This window comes from Nocardia brasiliensis, from assembly GCF_011801125.1.
GTDB lineage: Bacteria > Actinomycetota > Actinomycetes > Mycobacteriales > Mycobacteriaceae > Nocardia > Nocardia brasiliensis_C.
The window spans coordinates 5,076,871-5,098,457 of sequence record NZ_CP046171.1 but is presented as its reverse complement, the minus strand read 5'-3'; the positions used below and the strand labels follow the sequence as shown (position 1 = coordinate 5,098,457).

Here is a 21,587-nt window from a genome sequence, read left to right as displayed (position 1 = left end):
GCGGTCGAGCACCCCGGTAAATCTGTCGTAGGCGACCTCTAGGCTTGACCCGTGGCAGATCCAGCGACGTACCGGCCCAAGCCGGGCACGATTCCCGTCGAACCAGGGGTGTACAAGTTCCGGGACGCGCATCGACAGGTCATCTACGTCGGCAAGGCCAAGAGCCTGCGCAGCAGGTTGAACTCGTACTTCGCCGACGTGGCCTCGCTGCATCCGCGCACGAAGCAGATGGTCACCACTGCGGCGAGCGTCGAATGGACGGTCGTCTCCACCGAGGTGGAGGCGCTGCAGCTGGAATACAACTGGATCAAGGAGTTCGATCCGCGGTTCAACGTGCGGTACCGGGACGACAAGTCCTATCCGGTGCTGGCGGTCACGCTGAACGAGGAGTTTCCTCGGCTGTTCGTCTATCGCGGCGCGCGCAAGAAGGGCGTGCGGTATTTCGGTCCGTACGCGCACGCCTGGGCGATCCGGGAAACCCTCGACCTGCTGCTTCGCGTCTTTCCCGCGCGTACCTGCTCCAACGGGGTGTTCAAACGGCACAGCCAGATCGGCCGCCCCTGCCTGCTCGGCTACATCGACAAGTGCTCGGCGCCCTGCATCGGCCGGGTCAGCGCCGAGGAGCATCGCCGGATCGTCGAGGACTTCTGCGACTTCCTGGCCGGGCGTACCGACCGGATGGTTCGGCAACTGGAACGACGCATGCAGGAGGCGGCCGAGGACCTCGATTTCGAGAACGCCGCGCGGCTGCGTGACGACGTGCAGGCGCTGCGGCGCGCGCTGGAGAAGCAGGCGGTGGTGCTCGGCACCGGCACCGACGCCGACGTGATCGCCTTCGCCACCGACGAACTCGAGGCGGCGGTACAGATCTTCCACGTGCGCGACGGCCGGGTGCGCGGCCAGCGGGGCTGGGTGGTCGACAAATCCGGCGACGCGATCGACGCACCGGAGACCGGCAGCGAGATGGCGGTGCTGGTCGAGCAGTTCCTCACCCAGTTCTACGGTGAGCAGGTGGCGGTCGCCGAACTGGGCGCGGGCGAGCAGCCCGCGACCGTGGTGCCGCGCGAGGTGCTGGTCCCCGAACTGCCCGGCGACGCCGAGCAGATCCAGGAGTGGCTGTGCAACCTGCGCGGTTCGGCGGTGCGGCTGCGGGTGCCGCAGCGCGGCGACAAGAAGGCGCTCGCCGAGACGGTGCAGCGCAACGCGCTCGAGGCACTGCAGCAGCACAAGCTCAAGCGCGCGGGCGATCTCACCTCGAGATCGGCTGCGCTGCAAGCCATTCAGGACGCGCTGGAGCTCGACAGCGCCCCGCTGCGAATCGAGTGCGTCGACATCAGCCACGTGCAGGGCACCGACGTGGTGGCCTCGCTGGTGGTGTTCGAGGACGGACTCGCCCGCAAATCCGAGTATCGGCACTACGCGATCAAGGAGGCCGCTGGCGAGGGCCGTTCCGACGACGTTGGCAGCATCCGCGAGGTCACCCGCAGGCGCTTCTACAAGCTGCAGAAGGAACGCGAACTGCGCGCGAGCGAGGACCTGGCCGCCGAAGGCGAGGACCTGGAACTCGAGGGCAGGCCGGGCATCGACCCGCAGACCGGACGCCCGCGCAAGTTCGCCTACCCGCCGAACCTGTACGTCGTCGACGGTGGCGCGCCGCAGGTGGCCGCCGCCGCCGAGGTGCTCGACGAGCTGGGCATCACCGATGTCGCGGTGATCGGTCTGGCCAAACGGCTGGAAGAGGTGTGGGTGCCGGGGGAGAGCGACCCGGTGATCATGCCGCGCAACAGCGAGGCGCTGTTCCTGCTGCAACGGGTCCGCGACGAGGCGCACCGGTTCGCGATCACCTTCCATCGCAGCAAGCGCTCGCGCCGGATGACCGCGTCCGCGCTGGACTCGGTGCCCGGCCTCGGCGCGGCGCGGCGCACCGCGCTGGTCACCCACTTCGGTTCGGTCGCCAAGCTCAAGCAGGCCACCGTGGAGGAGATCACCGAGGTCCCCGGGATCGGTTTGGCGACCGCCAAAGCGGTGCTCGCCGCATTACAGGAGGGGTGAGGAAGTTCGGAATCACCAGCTTTTCACCGATGCACCTATATCCTCGTTACCGTTCCAGCACATGTGCGATCACCGACCTCGGGCACCACGGCGGGTGACCGCGCATGTCTGCGCCCGATACCGGAACCGGTGCGGGATGATTCGAGAGGTAACCAAGAGACGGATCCGGTAGGACATGACACGCGTCGAATCGAACAACTCAGCGGGCAATCCGCGACAGGCCGCGGGGCGCGATGGTTTCGCGAGCGCTGTCACCGCGGCGAACCCGCAGGTCGAGGTCGTGATCGTGACCGGACTATCGGGTGCGGGCCGCGGGACGGCGGCCCGCGTGCTCGAGGATCTCGGCTGGTACGTCACCGATAATCTGCCGCCGGAACTGATCGGCCGGATGATCGAACTCGGTGCGGCCACCGAGCCGCCGATCCGGCGCCTCGCGCTGGTGATGGACGTGCGCAGCCGGTTCTTCACCGGTGACCTCTCGGTGGTCACCGAACAGCTGCGCACGCTCGGCATCGAGACCAGGGTGCTGTTCCTCGAGGCATCCGATGACGTGCTGATCCGGCGTTACGGGTTCGCGCGCCGTCGGCACCCGCTGCAAAGCGAAAGCAAAGACGGCACCCTCTCGGCGGGCATCGCCGCAGAACGCATTCGGCTCTCTGCCGTGAAAACCGCCGCCGACCTGGTCATCGATACCACCGAGCTGTCCATCCACCAGCTGCATCGCAAGCTGGAGGAGGCCTACGGCGGCGGTGCGCCGAGTGCATTGCAGCTCACCGTGCAATCTTTCGGCTTCAAGCACGGGGTTCCACTGGACGCCGACATGGTGTTGGATGTGCGTTTTCTACCTAATCCACATTGGATTCCGGAATTGCGGGAACACACTGGTCAGGAGCCAGTGGTGAGCGAGTACGTGCTGTCGCGTCCCGGCGCGGCGGACTATCTGAGTACCTGCCACCACCTGGTCGATCTGACGATGAACGGTTACCGCCAAGAGGGGAAGCGATACATGACGGTGGCAGTGGGCTGCACCGGAGGCAAACACCGCAGCGTGGCGATAGCCGAGGCCCTTGGCGAACTGATGAGCGCGGTCACGGACGTCTCCGAGGGAGCGTCCGACGTGGTGCGGGTCGTGCATCGGGATCTGGGGCGCGAATGAGCGGCTGGGAAGCCGACCCCAGCATCGTCGCGCTGGGCGGCGGGCATGGCCTGTACGCGACATTGACCGCGGTCCGTCGGCTGACCAGAAAGATCTGCGCCGTCGTGACGGTCGCGGACGACGGCGGCTCCTCGGGCCGCCTACGCAGCGAACTAGGCGTGCTGCCGCCGGGTGATCTGCGGATGGCGTTGGCCGCGTTGGCCGCCGACGCCGACGATGTCTGGACCGGCACCGTGCAGCATCGGTTCGGCGGCACCGGCGCGCTCGCCGGTCATTCGGTCGGCAACCTCATCCTGGCCGGTCTCACCGAGGTGCTCGGCGATCCGGTCGCGGCGCTCGACGAGGTCGCCAAGCTGCTGCGGATCACCGGCCGGGTGCTGCCGATGTCACCGATCGCCCTCGACATCGAAGCCGATGTCGCTGGGCTGGAAGCGGATCCGCGGGTCAGCCGCTGCATCCGCGGCCAGGTCGCGATCGCGACCACCCCGGGCAAGGTGCGCCGCGTCCGGTTGATTCCGTCCGATCCGCCGGCCAGTCCGGAAGCTACCTCGGCCATCGAACACGCCGACGTCGTCGTGCTCGGGCCGGGATCATGGTTCACCAGTGTCATCCCCCATGTGCTCGTCCCCGAACTACGAGAGGCGCTCGTGTACACCCGAGCCAGAAAAGTTCTCGTGCTGAACCTCGCCGCCGAGCCCGGCGAAACGGCGGGTTTCTCCGCCGAACGGCACCTGCATGTATTGTCCCAGCACGCACCGGAATTCGCGGTCGATGAGGTGGTGGTCGATTCAGGATCGGTTCCCGAAGGTCGCGAAAGAGAACATGTGGCCAGAGCTGCCGAACAGTTGCGTGCGCGAGTAACCTTCTCCGATGTCGCCGAAGCGGGAACAGACCGGCATCACCCCGGAAAGCTTGCCGCCGCACTGGATCAACTGATCCGGCAACCTCGGTCGCAAATGGCAGGGCTTCGAGTCGAGGGACGGCACATGGGTCAGGATGTGCGTTCCGGGTTGGGTGGAAAGGAGCGCGTCTCGTGGCGATGACAGCCGATGTGAAGGACGAGCTGAGCAGGCTCACGGTATCGCAGGTCAGTTCCCGCAAGGCGGAGCTGTCGGCGCTGCTGCGGTTCGCGGGCGGTCTACACATCGTCGGAGGGCGGGTGATCGTCGAGGCCGAGGTGGACATGGGTTCCATCGCTCGCAGACTCCGCAGGGAGATCTTCGAGTTGTACGGCTACGGTTCCGATGTGCACGTGCTCGGCGCGGGTGGTCTGCGCAAGACCTCGCGCTATGTGGTTCGGGTGTCGAAGGAGGGCGAGGCGCTGGCCCGGCAGACCGGCCTGCTCGATGTGCGCGGTCGTCCGGTGCGCGGGTTGCCAGCGCAGGTGGTCGGCGGCAGCATCGCGGATGCCGAAGCCGCTTGGCGCGGAGCGTTTCTCGCGCACGGCTCGCTCACCGAGCCGGGTCGCTCGTCGGCGCTCGAGGTCAGCTGCCCCGGCCCGGAGGCGGCGCTCGCGCTCGTCGGTGCGGCCCGCAGGCTCGGCATCACCGCGAAGGCCCGCGAGGTCCGCGGCACCGACCGCGTTGTGGTGCGCGATGGCGAGGCCATCGGCGCGCTGCTCACCCGGATGGGCGCACACGGCACCAGGATCGTCTGGGAGGAGCGCAGGCTGCGCCGCGAGGTGCGGGCCACCGCGAACCGGCTGGCCAACTTCGATGACGCCAACCTGCGCCGTTCGGCCAGGGCCGCGGTCGCCGCGGCGGCCAGGGTGGAGCGCGCGCTGGAGATTCTCAGCGACGAGGTGCCGGACCATCTCGCGGCCGCGGGCAAGCTGCGCGTGCAGCATCGGCAGGCCTCGCTGGAGGAACTCGGCCAGCTCGCCGATCCGCCGATGACGAAAGACGCTGTAGCGGGCCGCATTCGGCGCCTGCTCTCGATGGCCGACCGGCGCGCCAAGGAGCTCGGCGTGCCCGACACCGAGTCGGCCGTCACCGCCGAACTGCTCGACGAGGCCTGAACCGGATTCGCTCTCGCGCGGGTCGACCCAGTGGGTCGGTGCCCGCGCGAGGGCGTTTCGGTGCGTGCGTGCCCGTTCTCGGGATGTGCCCTCGCCTCGGTGGAACCGAATAGCGCGGATCTCCGAGAATCGTGCGAATCCGGCGATAACCCCTATGCGGTTGGGGCGGCAGTGGGGTTGACGGGGTGTTCGTGCTGGGCCGGGCGGTGGGGTGTGAGGAAACAGACCGGTCGGGGATTGTGGGCGGTGGTTACGGTAGGGGGTGTGGTACCTCAGCCGACTTCGGGACGCCGCCGCAACGGCCGGCCGTCCGGCGGCCCGGTAGCTCGCAGACAGATGTCCAGTTCACAACGGACAGGTGCATGTCGGTGCGGTGGCGGGCGGGCACTACTGTTACTAGACATCGGAATGATCCGCTTGAAAGCTGAGGAGCGATAACGTGACTGTCCGGGTAGGCATCAACGGCTTCGGTCGTATCGGACGCAACTTCTTCCGGGCGGTGGAGGCGCAGAAGGCGCTGGGCACCACCGACATCGAGATCGTCGCGGTCAACGACCTCACCGACAACGCGACGCTCGCGACCCTGCTCAAGTACGACTCGATCCTGGGCCGCTTGCCGCAGGACGTCTCGCTCGACGGCGATGACACCATCGTGGTCGGTGACCAGCGGATCAAGGCGCTGGCCATCAAGGAGGGCCCGGCGGCGCTGCCGTGGGGCGACCTGGGTGTCGACGTGGTCGTCGAGTCCACGGGCATCTTCACCGACGCGACCAAGGCCAAGGGCCACCTCGCGGCCGGCGCCAAGAAGGTCATCATCTCCGCGCCCGCCAAGGGTGAGGACCTGACCGTCGTCATGGGCGTCAACGACGAGAAGTACGACGGCAGCCAGAACATCATCTCCAACGCCTCGTGCACCACCAACTGCCTCGGCCCGCTGGCGAAGGTGCTGAACGACAGCTTCGGCATCGAGCGTGGTCTGATGACCACCATCCACGCCTACACCCAGGACCAGAACCTGCAGGACGGCCCGCACAGCGACCTGCGTCGCGCCCGCGCCGCCGCGCTGAACATCGTGCCGACCGGCACCGGCGCCGCCAAAGCCATCGGCCTGGTGCTCCCGGAGCTGCAGGGCAAGCTCGACGGCTACGCGCTGCGCGTGCCGGTTCCGACGGGTTCGGTCACCGACCTCACCGTCACCCTGCGCACCGCCGCCTCGCTCGACGAGATCAACGCCGCGTACCAGGCCGCCGCCGAGGGCCCGCTGAAGGGCATCCTCAAGTACAACGTCGACCCGATCGTGTCGAGCGACATCGTCACCGACCCGCACTCGTCGATCTACGACGCGCCGCTCACCAAGGTGATCGACGACCAGGTCAAGGTCGTGTCCTGGTACGACAACGAGTGGGGCTACTCGAACCGTCTCGCCGACCTCATCGGCCTCGTCGGCAAGTCGCTCTGAGGCCATGATCGGGCAAGACGAATTCGGCGATCACTCGGCTCGAACGGTCATGGTGCGCGCGCGGACGACGGGGCAGCCGCGTCCGGAGGGGATGGTGCAGTGAGTGTCAAGACGCTCGACGATCTGCTGAGCGAGGGTGTCGAGGGTCGGGGCGTGCTGGTGCGCTCCGACCTGAACGTCCCCCTCGACGACAACGGTCGCATCACCGATCCCGGTCGCATTCTCGCGTCGGTCCCCACCATCAAGGCGTTGGTCGAGGCCGGCGCCAAGGTGGTGCTCACCGCCCATCTCGGCAGGCCGAAGGGCGCGCCGGACCCGAAGCTGTCGCTGGCTCCGGTCGCGGCGAAGCTGGCCGAGGAGCTGGGCCGCAACGTCCAGCTCGCCGGTGATGTGGTGGGCCAGGACGCGCTCGCGCGTTCGGAGGGCCTGACCGACGGCGACGTGCTGCTGCTGGAGAACATCCGCTTCGATGCGCGCGAGACCAGCAAGGACGACGCGGACCGGGCCAAGCTGGCGGCCGCGCTGGTCGAGCTGGTCGGCGACGACGGTGCGTTCGTCTCCGACGGTTTCGGGGTGGTGCACCGCAAGCAGGCCTCGGTCTACGACGTGGCAAAGCTGCTGCCGCACTACGCGGGCAAGCTGGTCGCGGCCGAGGTGGACGTGCTCGCGAAGCTGACCACCGACACCGAGCGCCCGTACGCGGTGGTGCTCGGCGGCTCGAAGGTCTCCGACAAGCTCGCGGTGATCGAGGCGCTCGCGCCGAAGGTCGACACGCTGGTCATCGGCGGCGGCATGTGCTTCACCTTCCTTGCCGCCCAAGGTCTTTCGGTGGGCTCCTCGCTGCTGCAGGAGGAGATGATCGAGACCTGCAAGAGCCTGCTCGAGCGGTACGCCGACGTGATCCATCTGCCGCGCGACATCGTCGCGGCGGACAAGTTCGCGGCCGACGCCGACTCGAAGGTGGTTCCGGCGCACGAGATTCCGGACGGCTGGATGGGTCTCGACATCGGTCCCGAGTCGACCGATCGATTCGCGGCGCTGCTCACCGAGGCGAAGACGGTGTTCTGGAACGGCCCGATGGGCGTGTTCGAGTTCGAGAACTTCGCCGCGGGTACCCGTGGGCTGGCCGAGGCCATCGTCACGGCGACCGGTAAGGGTGCGTTCACCGTGGTCGGCGGCGGCGATTCGGCCGCGGCCGTGCGCGCGCTCGGCCTGCCCGAGGACGGTTTCTCGCACATCTCGACCGGCGGCGGCGCGTCGCTGGAATACCTGGAGGGCAAAGAACTTCCGGGCATCGCGGTGCTGGAGGGCTGAGCAATGGCACGCAAGCCGCTCATCGCGGGCAACTGGAAGATGAACCTCAATCACCTCGAGGCCATCGCGCTGGTGCAGAAGATCGCGTTCGCCCTGCCGGAGAAGTACTTCGCCAAGGTCGACGTCACCGTCGTGCCGCCGTTCACCGATCTGCGCAGCGTGCAGACCCTGGTGGAGGGCGACAAGCTCCTGCTCACCTATGGCGCGCAGGACATTTCGCAGCATGACGCCGGCGCCTACACCGGTGAGATCAGCGGCGCCATGCTGGCGAAGCTGGGCTGCACCTATGTGGTGGTCGGGCATTCGGAGCGGCGGCAGTACCACGGCGAGGACGATGCCACCGTGCTCGCCAAGGCCAAGCAGGCGCTGAAGCACGGGCTCACCCCGATCGTCTGCATCGGCGAGGGTCTGGACGTCCGCGAGGCGAAGGCGCATGTCGAGTACAACCTCGAGCAGCTGCGTGGATCGCTGAAAGGCCTGACGGCGGAGGAGATCTCGAAGATCGTCATCGCCTACGAGCCGGTCTGGGCGATCGGCACCGGCAAGGTCGCCACCCCTGCCGACGCGCAGGAGGTATGCGGCGCCATCCGCGGCGAGCTCGTCGAGCTCGCCGCCGCGGAGGTGGCCGCCGAGCTGCGGGTGCTCTACGGCGGCTCGGTCAACGCCAAGAACATCGGCGAGCTGATCAAGCAGACCGATATCGACGGCGCGCTGGTCGGCGGCGCCTCGCTGAAGGGTGACGAGTTCGCCACCCTCTCCGCGATCGCCGCGGGCGGCCCACTGCCGTAAGGGTTTTGCCTCGTCGAAGGGCCGAGCACCACTAGGTGCTCGGCCCTTCGACGTTCAGTCCACAGCGACGCGGTACTCGGTGACGTTGCCGCGCAAGGTGAATCCGGCGGCGGTGAGGGCGTTGTGCAGGGGATCGTCGTTGGGGTCTGCTGATACGTCGGCGGTCCGGACCTCGGGGTGATCGCGGTGCAGGCGGTGCAGGGTGCTCGTCAGCAGGGCGGTCAGGTCCGGGGCGGGGGACTGCGCGTGCACGATGGCCAGTGTTGCGGTGTCGCCGTACACGCCGGCCGAGGCTTCGGCCTGAAGCGTGCCGTCTGCGTCGAAGTAGCCGAGGGTGAAGGTGGTGTGCAGGTATTCGTCACGGTCGGCGAGCAGGGCGCCGACGGTGTCGGCGGTCCAGTGGTCGGTGCAGCTGTTGTCGTCGCAGCGGCTCAGGCCCGCGGCGGTGTACAGGTCGGCGTAGCGGGCGAGTGTTTCCCGGTTCGGTGGGGTCGGGAGTGCCGCGACCTGCGCCGCCGTGGTCTCGGGCCACTCGCCGCGTTCGGCGCGCCACTGGCTTTCGAGTTCTAGATGCGGCTGCGCGCCGAGGGCGGCCGCGACCGCGGCGCCGTCGGGGTCCTGGACGATCCATTGCACCGCAACGTATTCCGACGAGCGCGCCGCGTCGAGGGCGGCGGTCAGCATGGCGCGATAGGTGTCGGTCTCACCCGCGTCGACGACCGGCACGGCCAGCAGGTACCGCTCCGGATCGTTCGGGTCGATCAACAGCGTCCAGGCTGTCACGGCACCCGCTCGGCGCACCGTCACCACGCCGTGGACGTGCGGGCCGGTCAGTTGCTCGCGCAGCTCCTTGAGCGCGTCGTCGGCGTCCTCCGTCGCCCGTTGACCAGCGTGTAACTCTGCGATCAGTGGATCGTCGATGGTGGTGCGGAGTTCGATCTCGCCGAGGTCGGTGCGGATTGCTGGCATGTCGCCGATGGTATCGGTGTTCGACGTCGGCGGGGTGGGGCGAATTTACTGCGCGTGCAGCACCAGGCCGTTGCCGTTCTCGTTCTTGATGGTGAGGGTGTCGGCGTCGACGGTAGCGTTCGCCTTGCCGTCCAACGCCTTCAAGACCGCCTGCTCGACCTCCATCACCTCCGGCGCGCACAGCATCCTGGTGGTGGCGACCTGGAAGGACAGGTCGGGGTCGGTACCGGTCGCGCTGCCGTTCATCGTATTGCAGCCCGCGGTGCCGGACACCTTGCCATCGGGGGAGATCGTGAGGGTCGGTTTCACGTCATCGATGGTCTGCGAACGGATCTGCGCCTCCGGTGTGAGCAGCGCAGTGACGACCCAGGTGGTGCCGCGCAACGGTTTGTCGGGTTGGGCGACCTTCTTGTCCAGCATGATGACCGTAAGGTTGTCGTTCTTCAAGGTCAGTTTCGGGCCGTCGAGCTGCCAGCCGGGTTGCGAGTTCAGGAAGCCGCTGAGCCATTCGTCGGCGCCCTGGCGGTCGCCGCCGCAGGCCATCAGGGTGCTCGCCAGGCTGGACACGACCAGCTTCCGGTCCTCCGCCGCCACCGTGCCCGAATGGGTATTGCAGCCCGCGTCCGCGGTGACCCGGTTGTCCTTGAAGGTCAGCCGGAGCGGGCCGCCACCGGGAATCGGCGTGCCCTCGACCCCGGTCGAAAGGAACGTACGGCCCATCAGCGTCTGATCCGGCGGGCTCGACGGGGAATCCGACTCCCCGCTCGAGCAGGCGCTGACCGCGAGAAGCGCGAGCAGGACGATCGGGCCGAACCGCACGAGATGAGCCGCCATGAGGGCGATGGTACCGATGTCGCCCGGCACGACCGGGGTTTCGGCAGGTCGGACCGGCATGCCGAGAGGGTTGTCCGGAGCCGGTCATCGGCGCGATGTCTGTTGCGGTGCGGTGCGGTGCGGGTCGTAGTCGCGATCGGTCGATCCAGTGGGCGGAGCAGAGCTATTGCGGGCGCTCGGCACCACCGCAGGGGGATGGGTCGCCTGTTGCGGTGGTGGTGCCTGCGGGGCATGCGGTGGCCGAGAGCGTTGGTCAAGGCTGTCGCCGCAGCGATTCCGGTAGGGGTGAGCCATGTGGTTTAGGTGGGCGTTTGGGAGGCTGTCGCTGTCGCTGTCGAGCTCGCGAGCACTATCCGGTCGGTGGGGCGGGCGAGCGAATCGGTAACGGGTGTCGTCGTGGCCGAGTGTTCTGTGGTCGCCGGAGGGAGTGTGGTCGGCATGGGTGGTCGCATTGTGGCGCCGATCACTCTGCCTCCCCGGACGGTAGCGTTCGCGGTTGCGGGAAGGATGGACAGTCATGACCGGTAGCGCCGAAGTATCGCGACCACGCAGGACACAACAGCAACGCCGTGCCGCGACCGTCGCCAAGCTCGTCGACGCGACCATCGCCGCGATCAGCGAGGTCGGCTACCAGCGCACGACGGTGCAGGAGATCTGCGGTCGCGCAGGGCTTTCCGTCGGCGCCATGTTCCGGCAGTTCGACGGCAGGCTGGACCTGATCGTGCGCACCGCCGAAGAGATCGTCGACCGGCAGCGGATCGCCTTCCTCCTGATGATGGAACACCTGGAGGAACAGGCGAATCCGCTCGACAGCGCGCTGCGGTTCCTGCGGGCGGCCCAATCCGCCGACAGCACCCACGCTCTGCGCGAGATCTACCTCGCGGCGCGCTCGGACGCCGAGTTACGCGCGCGGATTGCGCCCACCGTGCAGACCTATTACGACGAGATCGTGGCCGCGGTCGAGCATACCGGCGTGCTGCGCCGGTATCCGCGCCGCGTCCGCGAGCCGCTGTTCTACCTTGCGCTGCACGTCTTCTCGGGTCAGGCCGTGGTGCGGGGCGTCTACCCGAAGCCAGAGGTCGACGACGCGGTCCTCGCCCTGCTGGAGGAGATGCTGCAGATGTACGCCGACTCGGCAGAGTGATAGCACGATGCGACTGTGGACATTGCAGGCGCCCGAAGTCGTTGCGGCTGTGCGCACGAGCGGCCGGTATCGGGCGAGCTGGGCGCGGGTCACGCCGAACTGGCGGACCGCGTTCGAGGCGATGACGGCCGAGATGGCAAGGCGCGGTATGGATTGCGCCGACGCCCCGCCGGTGTGGTGCTGGCCCGGTCGCGCGCTGCGTGCCGCGCAGGTGCGGACCACCGCGAATCTCCTACTGGGCGACCATGAATGGGCGCACGGCCGCTGGTTGCTGAAACTCGATGTGCCCGAACGGTGCACGCTCGTCACCTCCTACGGCGCCTGGAACGACTACCTCGCACACACCATGGGTTTCGCCGACGCCCCCGACCAGATGGATTGGTCCGGCACGCCCACCTGGAAGCGCGACTCCCGCCAAGTCACCATCCCCGAACTCCGCCGCGAATGGCTCACCAGGGCTGTCCCGTACCCACCCGACCAGGAGACCGCCGCCCGCATCGCCGCCGACCCCGACCTCCGCACACACCCATAACGGCCCCGCGCCAGGGATACCGGAGAGACAAAGCGAGCCGACGAACGTTAGTATCGCCCCGTGCATCGATGCTTCCCGATAACCCCGCCGCCCGCCTCCTAGCGAGGTGTAGGCGTACCTCCGCCTTCGCTCCGGCCGTGCGCGGCTGTGGAAGGACTTCGTCCTGCTGCGCCTGCTCTGCGTACCTCCGCCTGCGTGGTGCCGGTGCGTACCTCCGCCTTCGCCGCAGCCATGCGTGACCAGGGACTCGGCCTAGCTGCGTCCTACGCGCTGGACTCCGGTCATGCCGGTTCGAGGACAGGACCTTCCTTCGGCTGCGTCCGCAGTGCGTGCTTCGGCGTTCGCTGCTGCCGCGCGTCTGATGACGGACTCCGTGTGCGGACCTCCGCAATGCTTCGGTCGTGAGTCCGGCGGCCAGCTGCGTTCGAATACGGGTGTCCTCGTTCGGAACGGAGGACCGGCCGGGCCGTCCAGCCGCTGGCCTGTAGCGATGTCTCCGGTGGGCGTAGCGGTTTCGCTCGGTGGCTACGGCTCGGTGCGGCGCTGTGCGCGTGGCTCAGGTGGAGTGCGGCGCTTCGGTATTCGCTGTGCACCTCGCTTCCGCGACCCCAATCCCTCTGTCGCAGGAGCACTTTCTCATGTCTACAACTCTGTCCACGGCCGGCCGTTCGGGGCTGGTTTATCTTGTCGGTGCCGGAATGCTTTGGGGCACCGGCGGGCTGCTCGGCACGTTGCTCGGGCGGGCTACCGGGCTGTCGCCGGTCGCGGTCGCCACCTGTCGGCTCGCGGTCGGCGGGCTGCTGCTGGTCGCGGTGCTGGCGGTGACGCGCCGATCTTGGCCGCGAGACGCGCGGGCGTGGCGCAGGATCGGTGCGGTCGCGGCGTTGGCCGCGGCGTTCCAGGCCTGCTATTTCGGCGCCGTCGCGGCCTCGTCGGTCAGTGTCGCGACGTTGCTCACCATCGGCACGTCGCCGGTGGTGGTGGCGCTGCTCGAACAGGTGACCGGCCGCCGTCGCCTGGATCGTCGCCGCGTGGGCACGATCGGCCTGGCGCTGACCGGGTTGGCGTTGTTGATCGGTGTGCCGTCGGACGCGGTCGATGCCGCCGGTCTGTTCGTGGGCGCGGCGCTCGCCGTCGCGGCCGCGGCCGCGTTCTCGACGGTCACCGTCATCAACGCGCGACCCGTGCCCGGTCTCGACGCGATGACCACGACCGGTCTCGGATTCACCGGCGGCGCACTGCTGCTCGCCCCGCTCGCCGTGACGACGGGCAGCGCCTTCGAGCCGTCCGTCGCGGGTATCGCCCTGATCCTCGTGCTCGGACTGGTCCCCACCGCGATCGCCTACACCTTGTATTTCCGCGGTCTCCCCGACACCGGCTCCGGCACCGCCGCCGTGCTCGCCCTGCTCGAACCGCTCACCGGCGCGGTGCTCGCCGCCCTCGTCCTGGGCGAACGACTCACCCCCACCGGCCTCGCCGGAGCCGCCGTCCTCACCGCGGCCCTGATCCTCACCGCGAGCCAACAGTCAGCAGACCCCCGACCCGAGCTCGAGTAGACCGACTCCTGCCGCAGCCGCACCGCGGGTGCCTCGGACGTGCGCGGTCGGCACCACGGCCCTGGCCCTCGCGGGCCAACAAGTCAGCGGACACCCGCGAGTAGCCGGACTCGCCGCATCTGCGCGGTGCCGACTCGGAAGTGCGTGGTCGGCGCTGTTCGCACCCGTCGCTCGCATGTCATCACCGCCGCGGTGTCCAGTACCGCCCGCGGGCCGGACGCCGAGGCGGTCGTGATGGACCCGGCCCGAGGCCGAGCAGGTGCGTCCGAGATGGTCGCGGCTCTGCGCTGAACCTGGACCCCGCCCCACAGCGTGACGGGCGGATCGTTGCCGAGGTGGTCGCGCGTAGCTGGTTCGAGCCGGACCACCCGGTCCACTGCGTGAGTGGGCCGGGTGGTCCGGGACGCTAGGCTCCGGGGAGTGACCACTGTGGCTACTACCGTCTCTACCTGGGCGCCGATGCGGTCGAAGGTGTATCGCGCGCTGTGGATCGCGCAGTTGATCTCCAATCTCGGTACGTGGATGCAGACGGTCGGCGCGCAGTGGATTCTGGTCGACGAACCGAACGCGGCGGCGCTGGTGTCGTTCGTGCAGACCGCGATCACGTTGCCGGTGATGATGCTGGCCATCCCGTCCGGGGTGATCGCGGATCTGGTGGATCGGCGCAGGCTGCTGGTGGGCGCGCAGTCGACGATGGCGGTGCTGGCGACGGTGCTCGCGATCTCCACGGCGACCGGGCACACCACCCCGGCGGTGCTGCTGACCCTGCTGTTCCTGCTGGGCTGCGGGCAGGCGCTGACCGGCCCCGCCTGGCAGGCGATCCAACCGGAACTGGTGCCGCGCGAACAGATTCCGTCGGCGGCGGCGCTGGGCAGCATGAACATCAACATCGGCCGCGCGGTCGGTCCGGCGTTGGCGGGCGTGCTGGTCTCGGTGTCGGGGCCGACGCTGGTGTTCGCGTTGAACGCGGTGTCGTTCGCGGGCATCGTGGCGGTGCTGACGGTGTGGCGCAGGCCGCGGGCCGATCGCGGTCTGCCGTCGGAGCGGCCGCTGGCGGCGTTGCAGGCGGGCACCCGGTTCATCCGGGCCGCGCCCGCGATCCGCCGGGTGCTGTTGCGTTCGATCCTGTTCATCGCGCCGGCCAGCGCGCTCTGGGCGTTGCTGCCGGTGATCGCGCGCGACGAACTGGGGCTCACGTCCTCCGGCTACGGCTTGATGCTGGCCGCGCTCGGTGTGGGCGCGGTGCTCGGCGCGGTGGCGCTGTCCCGGTTGCGCGCGCTGTTGACGCCCACGCAACGGCTGACCACCGCGGCCGTACTGTTCGGTCTCGCGACCGCGGCCACCGCGGTGCTGCACGTGGTGGCGGTGGTGCTGGTGCTGCTGGTTTTCGCCGGCTTCGCCTGGTTGCTGGCGATGTCGACGATGAATTCGACGATGCAGTTGCTGCTGCCGACCTGGGTGCGGGCACGCGGGCTCTCGGTGTATCTGCTGGTGTTCATGGGCGGTCAGGCGCTCGGCTCACTGGTCTGGGGTCTGATCGCCGGTGCGCGCGGACCGGTGTTCGCCCTGTTGAGCGCGGCGGTGCTGCTCGCGGTGTGCGCGGTGAGCACGGTGTGGCTGCCGATCAGTCACAACGCGGAGCACCTGGATCAGACACCGTCGGCGTTCTGGCCGGAACCGCAACTGGTGGTCGAGCCCGATCCGGCGGACGGACCGGTCATGGTCTTGCGCACCTACGACGTCCCGCCGGACAACGTGGCGGAGTTCATGACCGCGATGGCGTTCGTCGGCCGGTCCCGGCAGCGCACCGGCGCGATGGAGTGGCGGCTGTACCGCGACGTCGGCGTGCTCGACCGCTACGTGGAAGCCTTCGTTGTGCGCTCCTGGGCCGAGCACATGCACCAGCATCAGGTCCGGCTCACCGCGCAGGACCAGATCCGTGAGCAGGCGGCCTCGAAGTACACCGTCGGCGACGACCGGGTCACCCACTTGGTCGCGGTGATGCCCACCCGGTGAGTCCGCGGCGGCTGGGGAGCGTTTGGCGAGTGCCTGATTCGGTGGGATCGGATCGACCGCATACACTGTGCGGCATGCGGATGTTCCTGGATATCCTCCTGATCGTCGCCAGCGTGCTGCTGGTGCTGCTGGTGCTGCTGCACCGCGCCAAGGGTGGAGGTCTGTCCAGCCTTTTCGGTGGCGGTGTGCAGTCGAGCCTGTCCGGCTCGACCGTCGTCGAGAAGAATCTCGACCGCATCACCATCTTCACCGGCCTGGTCTGGTTCATCGCCATCATCGGCATCGGTCTGGAGATCAAGTTCGCCTGATCAGGCGAGTCACTGCACCGGCCGCGAGCGTCGCGACCGCCAAGATGACGGCGGCGATGACGAACGCGGCCGGATAGCTGTCGCCGATCACCGGCGCCACCACGAGCGGACCCAGCATCTGCCCCGCGCCGTAGCCGGCGGTCAGTGTGGCGGCGGCCCCGCTGTCGCACAGTTCGGCACCGATCCGCATGGCCAGCATCACGATGCCGAGGAACGTCGCCCCGAACAGCGCCGCCGCGAGCACGGCCGCCCAGATCGCGCTCGTCCACGCCGGGAGCAGGGCGGAAAAACATTGCGCGAGCAATGCGATCGGCATGGCGACGGATGGGGACCAGCGCCGCGCCGCGACACCCCACAGCACGGTGGCCGGGACGGCGGCCGCGCCGACCACCACCCAGATCGCCGAGCCGACCACCTGTCCGCGCGCGTCGCTGACCGCCGCGACCAGGAACGTGCCGATCACGATGTAGCCGAGCCCCTCCAGGAAATACGAGACGAGCAGCGCCCGCCACGCGCCGATCGACCGGATGACGGCCTTGCCCGCCCGGTGGCCGGGCCGGATGTCGAGCCGCAGCGCGGGCAGCAGCAAGACCGCGGTGAGCACCGCCGACACCAGCCACATCGCCTGCCAGCCGAGCAGCGGTCGCACCGCGAGCACCAGCAGGCCGGTGAGCGCGATACCGAAACCGACGCCGCCGAAGGTGATGCCGGCCGCCTCGCGCGCACTGCCCGGCCGGGCCGCCACCCCGGCGCACGCGACGAAGATGACGGCGCTGGTGACGCCCGCGATCAGCCGCCACGTCGCGGGAAACAGCAGGGGCGCGGGCACGGCCATCAACAGCTCGCTCGCGATGAGCAGCGCCGCGCAGAGCCGAAAGGTGGTGCGGGTGTTGAGTTCCGGCCTGCGGGTGAGCAGCAGGGCGCCGAGCAGATAGCCCGCGTAGTTGGCGGTCGCGACGACGGCGCCGTCGTGTGCGTCGATGCGGTGCGCGTCCACCATGATCGGCAGCAGGGGTGTATAGACGAACCGGCCGACGCCCATCGCCGCCGCCAGCCCGGCGGCGGCAGCGAACGCGGGGACGAGACTGTGGCGGGGTGGATGCGCGGGTGCGCTGACAGCGGTCACCCTGGTGACCGTACGGCCCGCATCTGCGCCCGTGAAATGCTTTCTGTGCACCATGTATACGCTTGACGCATGAATGGTGACGAGGTGGACGGCTCGCAGCCCGCTGCCGTGGCCGGTGACCTCGGCGGCGTGCCGCTCGAGCTACGGCATCTGCGGGCGTACGTCGCGCTGTGTGCGGAGCGGAACTACACGCGGGCCGCGGCCAGGCTGCATCTGAGCCAACCGGCGCTCACCAGGACCATTCAGCAGCTGGAGCGGCTGGTCGAATGCCGGTTGATCGAGCGCACCGCGCGCCGTTTCGAGCTGACCGAGGAGGGCGCGGAGCTGCTCACGCACGGCAGGCGCGTGCTCGCCGATGTCGATGCCGTGGTCGCGCGGCTGCGCTCGCACGCCGCCGTCGAGATCGGTTTCGCCTGGCTGTTGCCCAACCACTGGCTGGCGGCCACCAGGCGCCGCTACGAGGCGCTCGGCGGCCGGATCGCCTTGCGCCGCATCGACGATCCGCTGGCCGCGCTCGAGACCAGGGCCATCGATATCGCGATCTACCGCAGGGAAACCTCCCTGCCGAGCCATCTGCGCTCCCGGGTGATCGCGACCGAACAGCGCGTGCTCGCGGTCGCCGCGCAGTCGCCGCTGGCGACGGCGACCGAGCTGCGCTGGGCCGACCTCGCCGGATATCCGCTGGTGGTGAACGTGGTCTCCGGGACGACCCACGCCGGTTCGTGGGCCGACGGCGACCCGGATCGACCGATCATCACCTGCCGGAACTTCGACGAATGGATCGAGCTCGTCGCGGCGAACCGGGGCATCGGCGGCGTGCCCGCGCTGGCCCGCACCAGGGCCCCGCATCCCGGCGTCGTCTACCTGGACGTGGCCGACGCGCCGCCCTCGCACGTATACCTGGCCTGGCACACCAAACCGGAATCGCGCGCGGTGCAACGCTTTCTCGGCGTCGCCTGAGGTCAGTCCGCGCGCGGCACCCGGCCGTCGACATCGGTGAAGCCGTAGTCCTGCGCGAGATCGGCCACCCGCCAAGCGGATCCGGTCCGCGTGCGGCGGCCGGTGTCGGTCGCCAGTGCGACGACCGCGCGCCCGGACAGGCGCGGGGTCTCGGCCTCGGCGAGATCGTAGGTGCCCTCGCCGGGCAGGGTGACCAGGCGGCGTCCGTCGGCATCGGCCGGAACCAGCTGCAGCAGTTCGGTGTCCACGATGCCGGGCCACAGTGACACCGCGGTGACGCCGGTGCCGGCCAGGTCGTGCGCCAGGTCGGCGGTCAGCCGGTCGAGCGCGGTCTTCGCGACGCCGTATACCGCGTTGTGCATGTACCTTTGCGCGCCCGGCGAGGAGATGTTGACGATCAGGCCGTCCGCCGCGATCACCAGTGGCGCCGCGTAAACGCTTGCCACGTAATGGGATCGGACACCGATATCGAAGGTCTCGTCCCAGGCTTTCGGCGGCACCTCCCAGAACGGCTTACCGAGCCAGCGGGCCGCGGCGGGGGAGTTGTAGACGTTGTTCACCAGCACATCGAGGCGGCCGTGCGTGGCGCCGATCTGTTCGAACAGCCCGCGCACCGCGTCGTCGTCGCGGTGATCGCAGACGCACGCGACGCCGGCCCCGCCTGCCGCGTCGATGGCGGCGGCGGTCTCGCCCACGGTGCCGGGCAGGCGGCCGGGGGTGTCCGAGCGGCCGGTGACGTACACCGTCGCACCCGCGGCGCCGAGCTCGAGCGCGATGCCCTTACCGATGCCGCGGCTGGCCCCGGTCACCACCGCGACCCGCCCGTCGAGCGGTTTGGCTATTCCGTTCATGAGACAGAGACACTACCGTGAAATGAGAACACGTTCTAGATTTTGGAGGTCTGGCAGTGGAGTCGACGCACCGCTTCGTGACGACCGACGGCGTCCGGATGCACGTCGCCGAGCAGGGGAGCGGCTTTCCTGTGATCTTCTGCCACGGCTTTCCGCATACCTGGTTCATCTGGCACCGCCAGCTCGCCGCGGTGGCGGACGCGGGCTTCCGCGCCATCGCGCCGGACCTGCGCGGCTATGGGCGAACCGACCGGCCCGCCGACCCGGCCGCGTATACGAACGAGGCGGTGATCGGCGATCTACTCGCCCTGCTCGACGACATCGGTGCCGAGCAGGCCGTGTTCGTCGGCCTGGACTTCGGGGCGGCGCTGGTGTGGGAGCTGGCCGTGCGCGCACCGGAACGGGTGCGTGGGGTGATCGTGCTGAACAATCCGTTCGCGCCGCGCCCGCCGCGCGCCCCGTCGCAGCTGTGGGCGAAAGCCGCGGCGCGCCACTTCCTGCACCTGCACTACTTCCAGCAACCCGGAGTTGCCGACGCGGAATTGGGCGCTCGGCCAAGGGAATTCCTGGCCAGGGTGTACTACTCGCTCAGCGCCGACTATCACTACCTCGACACCTGGCAGTTCCCGGCCGAGGGCACCGGCTACCTCGACGTGCTGCCGGAGGCGCCGCCGCTGCCGTGGCGCTGGCTGAGCCAGGACGAATTCGACACCCTGGCAGTGGATTTCGAACACACCGGCTTCACCGGCGGGCTGAACTGGTACCGCGCCCTCGACCGCAACTGGGAACTCACCGCGGACTACGCCGACGCGTCGGTCACCGTGCCCGCCTTCTTCCTGTACGGCGAACGCGACCCGGACATGGAGGGTTTCAGCGGTCGCGATCCGCTGACGACCCTGCGCCGCTACGTTCCTGACCTGCGCGCGGTGACCAAGATCGCGAACGCCGGACACCTGGTTCAACTGGAACGTTCCGCAGAGGTCGACGCGCTGGTGACGGCCCACCTGCGTGAACTCGTGCCGAACCCGTCCGGCGTGCCCCGGTAGGCCGAACGCGTTCGGCCGGAGGCACGTTCGTGTCGGTGGGCACCGCTAATGTTCGCTCATGAGTTACAGCCTGAGCGTGTACGTCGTCGAACTGGATAGGGTCAGGGGCGCGATCGCGTCGCGAGACGACAAGCTCCGGCGCATGATCGGCGGTCGCTTCACCGCCCAGCTCGCGCACGCCGACGACTGGTTCGCCGAGGAGATCGCCAACGGCGCGCCCACCCGGCACGACGCGGTGCGCGCCGTGATCGAGGGCGGCCCGTTCGATCCGGCCTACGGATTCCAATATGCCTATGCCTACCAAACGATCTGCCAGTTCTACGGCCGGTTCCTGGACAACCGCTACTTCTCGCCGTTCCGTGGCAGCTGGCTGGAACAGGTGGACGAGGGCCTGGCCGAGCTCGGCATCAAGGCGATCAGCCTGACAAGCTTTCTCTACCATGCCTTTCCGGTCGCCCTGCCGCAGCCGGACGAGCTGCCCGGTTACGGCGAGTGGACGCCGGAGCAGTGCGCCGAAGCGTTGGTGCAGTGGGAGTCGACCACCCCGGAGTCGCGTGCGTCCGTCGACCACGAGGTGCTCGCCGCCATCGAATCGTGCATGGAGTGGATCCGCGAGGCGCAGGCCCGGCCCGGTTGGGGGATCGCCGGGTTCTTCTTCTGACCCGTCAACGGTATTCGTCGGCCAGGTTCGGGTAGCCGTTCCACTCGGGCAGTGGCCGCTGGTCGAGGTGGGCGGTGAGCCGGTCGAGCAGATACTGCCAGCGCGGGCCGATCGCGGCCGCGTCCCGCTGGCACACGTGGCGGCGGATCAGCTCGACATTGGTGACCACGCCGACCTGGGTCATGCGTACCTCGACCAGACACCCTTCGATCCGCACCGCCAGTTCGTGCGGCGCCTGGCAGTGCTCGATCCGGACGGTGATCGGTCCGGCGACGGGACCGTCCAGCGGTTCGATCGTCACGGTGTCCGCGGCGCGCGTCACCGTGCCGAGCCACTGTGCGAGCTGGGCCTGATCGGTCGCCGCCGTCCACACTTCCAGCACCGGCCGGTGGAAGGACCGCAGATAGTGCAGAAGCACCAGATCGCCGTCGTCGGTGCGATCGTGCTCCGGTCGAACCTCGCCGAGCATGGACATCGTCATCGCCGCGCTCCTCCGCTGCTGGTTACCGTCACTGGCACTGTCTTTCCAGTATTCCTCGGTCCAATCGGGAATCGGCGGAATCCGGGCATCGCGTCCCCGCGCCGTCGCGTCCAGGTGCGCCGCACACTCGCGCGGGCCGGTTGATTTGTGCAGTGGACTCGAGGGTGCGTTCCTCGCGTCGGCCGTGGCTCGCGATTCGAGTTGTCCTGCTGAACAACACCGTTCGTTCAGTTGGCTATGCGATTGAAAAATAAAGTAGCGCAATAGAATACAGCTATCGTGCGCACGCGGTGCCGGGTGGTCGGCCGAGATGCGG

20 protein-coding genes are annotated in these 21,587 nt (G+C 68.7%); 15 read left to right on the top strand and 5 right to left on the bottom strand.

Annotation, left to right across the window (positions count from 1 at the left end; translation table 11 throughout):
* The first annotated feature begins 51 nt into the window (after window positions 1-51).
* The 7 genes from uvrC to tpiA all read left to right on the top strand — a co-directional run bounded on the left by uvrC (window position 52) and on the right by tpiA (window position 8,787).
* Window positions 52-2,052, top strand: coding sequence for an excinuclease ABC subunit UvrC (uvrC, locus tag F5X71_RS22980; protein ID WP_167463908.1), 2,001 nt, complete (start codon window positions 52-54; stop codon window positions 2,050-2,052).
* 175 nt (window positions 2,053-2,227) lie between these two features.
* Entirely contained in the window at window positions 2,228-3,208 is a 981-nt protein-coding gene (gene rapZ, locus F5X71_RS22975) for an RNase adapter RapZ (protein WP_167463907.1), read from the top strand.
* On the top strand, window positions 3,205-4,251 hold the full coding sequence (locus F5X71_RS22970) for a gluconeogenesis factor YvcK family protein (protein ID WP_167463906.1): 1,047 nt from the start codon (window positions 3,205-3,207) through the stop codon (window positions 4,249-4,251). The genes rapZ and F5X71_RS22970 overlap by 4 nt, the downstream gene beginning before the upstream one ends.
* Window positions 4,242-5,225: a DNA-binding protein WhiA gene (whiA, locus tag F5X71_RS22965; protein WP_014986417.1), complete on the top strand. Its 984-nt coding sequence runs from the start codon at window positions 4,242-4,244 to the stop codon at window positions 5,223-5,225. Before F5X71_RS22970 ends, whiA begins: the two co-directional genes overlap by 10 nt.
* 439 nt (window positions 5,226-5,664) lie before the next feature.
* The gene (gap, locus tag F5X71_RS22960; protein ID WP_167463905.1) at window positions 5,665-6,684 is read left to right on the top strand and encodes a type I glyceraldehyde-3-phosphate dehydrogenase; all 1,020 of its coding nucleotides are present in this window, start codon (window positions 5,665-5,667) and stop codon (window positions 6,682-6,684) included.
* A 99-nt stretch (window positions 6,685-6,783) separates the two neighbouring features.
* Complete coding sequence (locus F5X71_RS37100) at window positions 6,784-7,998, top strand: phosphoglycerate kinase (protein ID WP_167463904.1); 1,215 nt, start codon at window positions 6,784-6,786, stop codon at window positions 7,996-7,998.
* A gap of 3 nt (window positions 7,999-8,001) precedes the next feature.
* Window positions 8,002-8,787, top strand: a complete 786-nt coding sequence (tpiA, locus tag F5X71_RS37095) for a triose-phosphate isomerase (protein WP_167463903.1) — start codon at window positions 8,002-8,004, stop codon at window positions 8,785-8,787.
* Between the two features lie 54 nt (window positions 8,788-8,841).
* On the opposite strand, the gene F5X71_RS22945 is transcribed toward tpiA, so the two are convergent.
* On the bottom strand, window positions 8,842-9,756 hold the full coding sequence (locus tag F5X71_RS22945) for a hypothetical protein (RefSeq protein WP_167463902.1): 915 nt from the start codon (window positions 9,754-9,756) through the stop codon (window positions 8,842-8,844).
* Between the two features lie 45 nt (window positions 9,757-9,801).
* On the bottom strand, window positions 9,802-10,590 hold the full coding sequence (locus tag F5X71_RS22940) for an META domain-containing protein (protein ID WP_167463901.1): 789 nt from the start codon (window positions 10,588-10,590) through the stop codon (window positions 9,802-9,804).
* 517 nt (window positions 10,591-11,107) lie between these two features.
* Between F5X71_RS22940 and F5X71_RS22935 the strand changes: the two genes are divergently transcribed.
* The 5 genes from F5X71_RS22935 (at window position 11,108) to secG (ending at window position 16,146) form a co-directional block, all read left to right on the top strand.
* Entirely contained in the window at window positions 11,108-11,734 is a 627-nt protein-coding gene (locus tag F5X71_RS22935; protein ID WP_167463900.1) for a TetR/AcrR family transcriptional regulator, read from the top strand.
* A gap of 7 nt (window positions 11,735-11,741) precedes the next feature.
* Window positions 11,742-12,266 carry a DUF3841 domain-containing protein gene (locus F5X71_RS22930; RefSeq protein ID WP_238815409.1) on the top strand — a complete coding sequence of 175 codons (525 nt, stop codon included), beginning with the start codon at window positions 11,742-11,744 and terminating at the stop codon, window positions 12,264-12,266.
* Window positions 12,267-12,904: 638 nt separating this feature from the next.
* Complete coding sequence (locus F5X71_RS22925; RefSeq protein ID WP_167463899.1) at window positions 12,905-13,822, top strand: DMT family transporter; 918 nt, start codon at window positions 12,905-12,907, stop codon at window positions 13,820-13,822.
* 420 nt (window positions 13,823-14,242) lie between these two features.
* Window positions 14,243-15,838 (top strand): MFS transporter, encoded by a 1,596-nt coding sequence (locus F5X71_RS22920; protein WP_428981386.1) that lies wholly within the window; start codon window positions 14,243-14,245, stop codon window positions 15,836-15,838.
* Between the two features lie 74 nt (window positions 15,839-15,912).
* The gene (secG, locus tag F5X71_RS22915; protein WP_167463898.1) at window positions 15,913-16,146 is read left to right on the top strand and encodes a preprotein translocase subunit SecG; all 234 of its coding nucleotides are present in this window, start codon (window positions 15,913-15,915) and stop codon (window positions 16,144-16,146) included.
* Here the strand turns inward: secG and F5X71_RS22910 are convergent.
* Complete coding sequence (locus tag F5X71_RS22910; RefSeq protein ID WP_167463897.1) at window positions 16,133-17,272, bottom strand: YbfB/YjiJ family MFS transporter; 1,140 nt, start codon at window positions 17,270-17,272, stop codon at window positions 16,133-16,135. The two genes, secG and F5X71_RS22910, sit on opposite strands and share 14 nt — an antisense overlap.
* 69 nt (window positions 17,273-17,341) lie before the next feature.
* On the opposite strand from F5X71_RS22910, the gene F5X71_RS22905 reads away from it, so the two are divergent.
* The gene (locus tag F5X71_RS22905) at window positions 17,342-18,232 is read left to right on the top strand and encodes a LysR family transcriptional regulator (protein ID WP_167463896.1); all 891 of its coding nucleotides are present in this window, start codon (window positions 17,342-17,344) and stop codon (window positions 18,230-18,232) included.
* A gap of 2 nt (window positions 18,233-18,234) precedes the next feature.
* On the opposite strand, the gene F5X71_RS22900 is transcribed toward F5X71_RS22905, so the two are convergent.
* Window positions 18,235-19,083 carry an SDR family NAD(P)-dependent oxidoreductase gene (locus F5X71_RS22900; protein WP_167463895.1) on the bottom strand — a complete coding sequence of 283 codons (849 nt, stop codon included), beginning with the start codon at window positions 19,081-19,083 and terminating at the stop codon, window positions 18,235-18,237.
* A 56-nt stretch (window positions 19,084-19,139) separates the two neighbouring features.
* Here F5X71_RS22900 and F5X71_RS22895 point away from each other — a divergent pair, with 56 nt between their 5' ends.
* Complete coding sequence (locus tag F5X71_RS22895) at window positions 19,140-20,129, top strand: alpha/beta fold hydrolase (RefSeq protein ID WP_167463894.1); 990 nt, start codon at window positions 19,140-19,142, stop codon at window positions 20,127-20,129.
* 58 nt (window positions 20,130-20,187) lie between these two features.
* Window positions 20,188-20,790, top strand: a complete 603-nt coding sequence (locus tag F5X71_RS22890) for a DUF7691 family protein (protein WP_167463893.1) — start codon at window positions 20,188-20,190, stop codon at window positions 20,788-20,790.
* 4 nt (window positions 20,791-20,794) lie between these two features.
* On the opposite strand, the gene F5X71_RS22885 is transcribed toward F5X71_RS22890, so the two are convergent.
* Window positions 20,795-21,271: an SRPBCC domain-containing protein gene (locus F5X71_RS22885; RefSeq protein ID WP_167463892.1), complete on the bottom strand. Its 477-nt coding sequence runs from the start codon at window positions 21,269-21,271 to the stop codon at window positions 20,795-20,797.
* Between the last annotated feature and the right edge of the window lie 316 nt (window positions 21,272-21,587).

What these genes read in the sequence shown, in the direction of transcription:
- F5X71_RS22885 (WP_167463892.1), bottom strand. Translation starts at nt 21,271, where the DNA reads ATGACGATGTCCATGCTCGGCGAGGTTCGACCGGAGCACGATCGCACC.
- F5X71_RS22905 (WP_167463896.1), top strand. Translation starts at nt 17,342, where the DNA reads ATGAATGGTGACGAGGTGGACGGCTCGCAGCCCGCTGCCGTGGCCGGT.
- F5X71_RS22925 (WP_167463899.1), top strand. Translation starts at nt 12,905, where the DNA reads ATGTCTACAACTCTGTCCACGGCCGGCCGTTCGGGGCTGGTTTATCTT.
- F5X71_RS22970 (WP_167463906.1), top strand. Translation starts at nt 3,205, where the DNA reads ATGAGCGGCTGGGAAGCCGACCCCAGCATCGTCGCGCTGGGCGGCGGG.
- rapZ (WP_167463907.1), top strand. Translation starts at nt 2,228, where the DNA reads ATGACACGCGTCGAATCGAACAACTCAGCGGGCAATCCGCGACAGGCC.
- secG (WP_167463898.1), top strand. Translation starts at nt 15,913, where the DNA reads ATGCGGATGTTCCTGGATATCCTCCTGATCGTCGCCAGCGTGCTGCTG.
- F5X71_RS22930 (WP_238815409.1), top strand. Translation starts at nt 11,742, where the DNA reads ATGCGACTGTGGACATTGCAGGCGCCCGAAGTCGTTGCGGCTGTGCGC.
- F5X71_RS22940 (WP_167463901.1), bottom strand. Translation starts at nt 10,590, where the DNA reads ATGGCGGCTCATCTCGTGCGGTTCGGCCCGATCGTCCTGCTCGCGCTT.
- F5X71_RS22935 (WP_167463900.1), top strand. Translation starts at nt 11,108, where the DNA reads ATGACCGGTAGCGCCGAAGTATCGCGACCACGCAGGACACAACAGCAA.
- F5X71_RS22945 (WP_167463902.1), bottom strand. Translation starts at nt 9,756, where the DNA reads ATGCCAGCAATCCGCACCGACCTCGGCGAGATCGAACTCCGCACCACC.
- F5X71_RS22890 (WP_167463893.1), top strand. Translation starts at nt 20,188, where the DNA reads ATGAGTTACAGCCTGAGCGTGTACGTCGTCGAACTGGATAGGGTCAGG.
- tpiA (WP_167463903.1), top strand. Translation starts at nt 8,002, where the DNA reads ATGGCACGCAAGCCGCTCATCGCGGGCAACTGGAAGATGAACCTCAAT.
- F5X71_RS22900 (WP_167463895.1), bottom strand. Translation starts at nt 19,083, where the DNA reads ATGAACGGAATAGCCAAACCGCTCGACGGGCGGGTCGCGGTGGTGACC.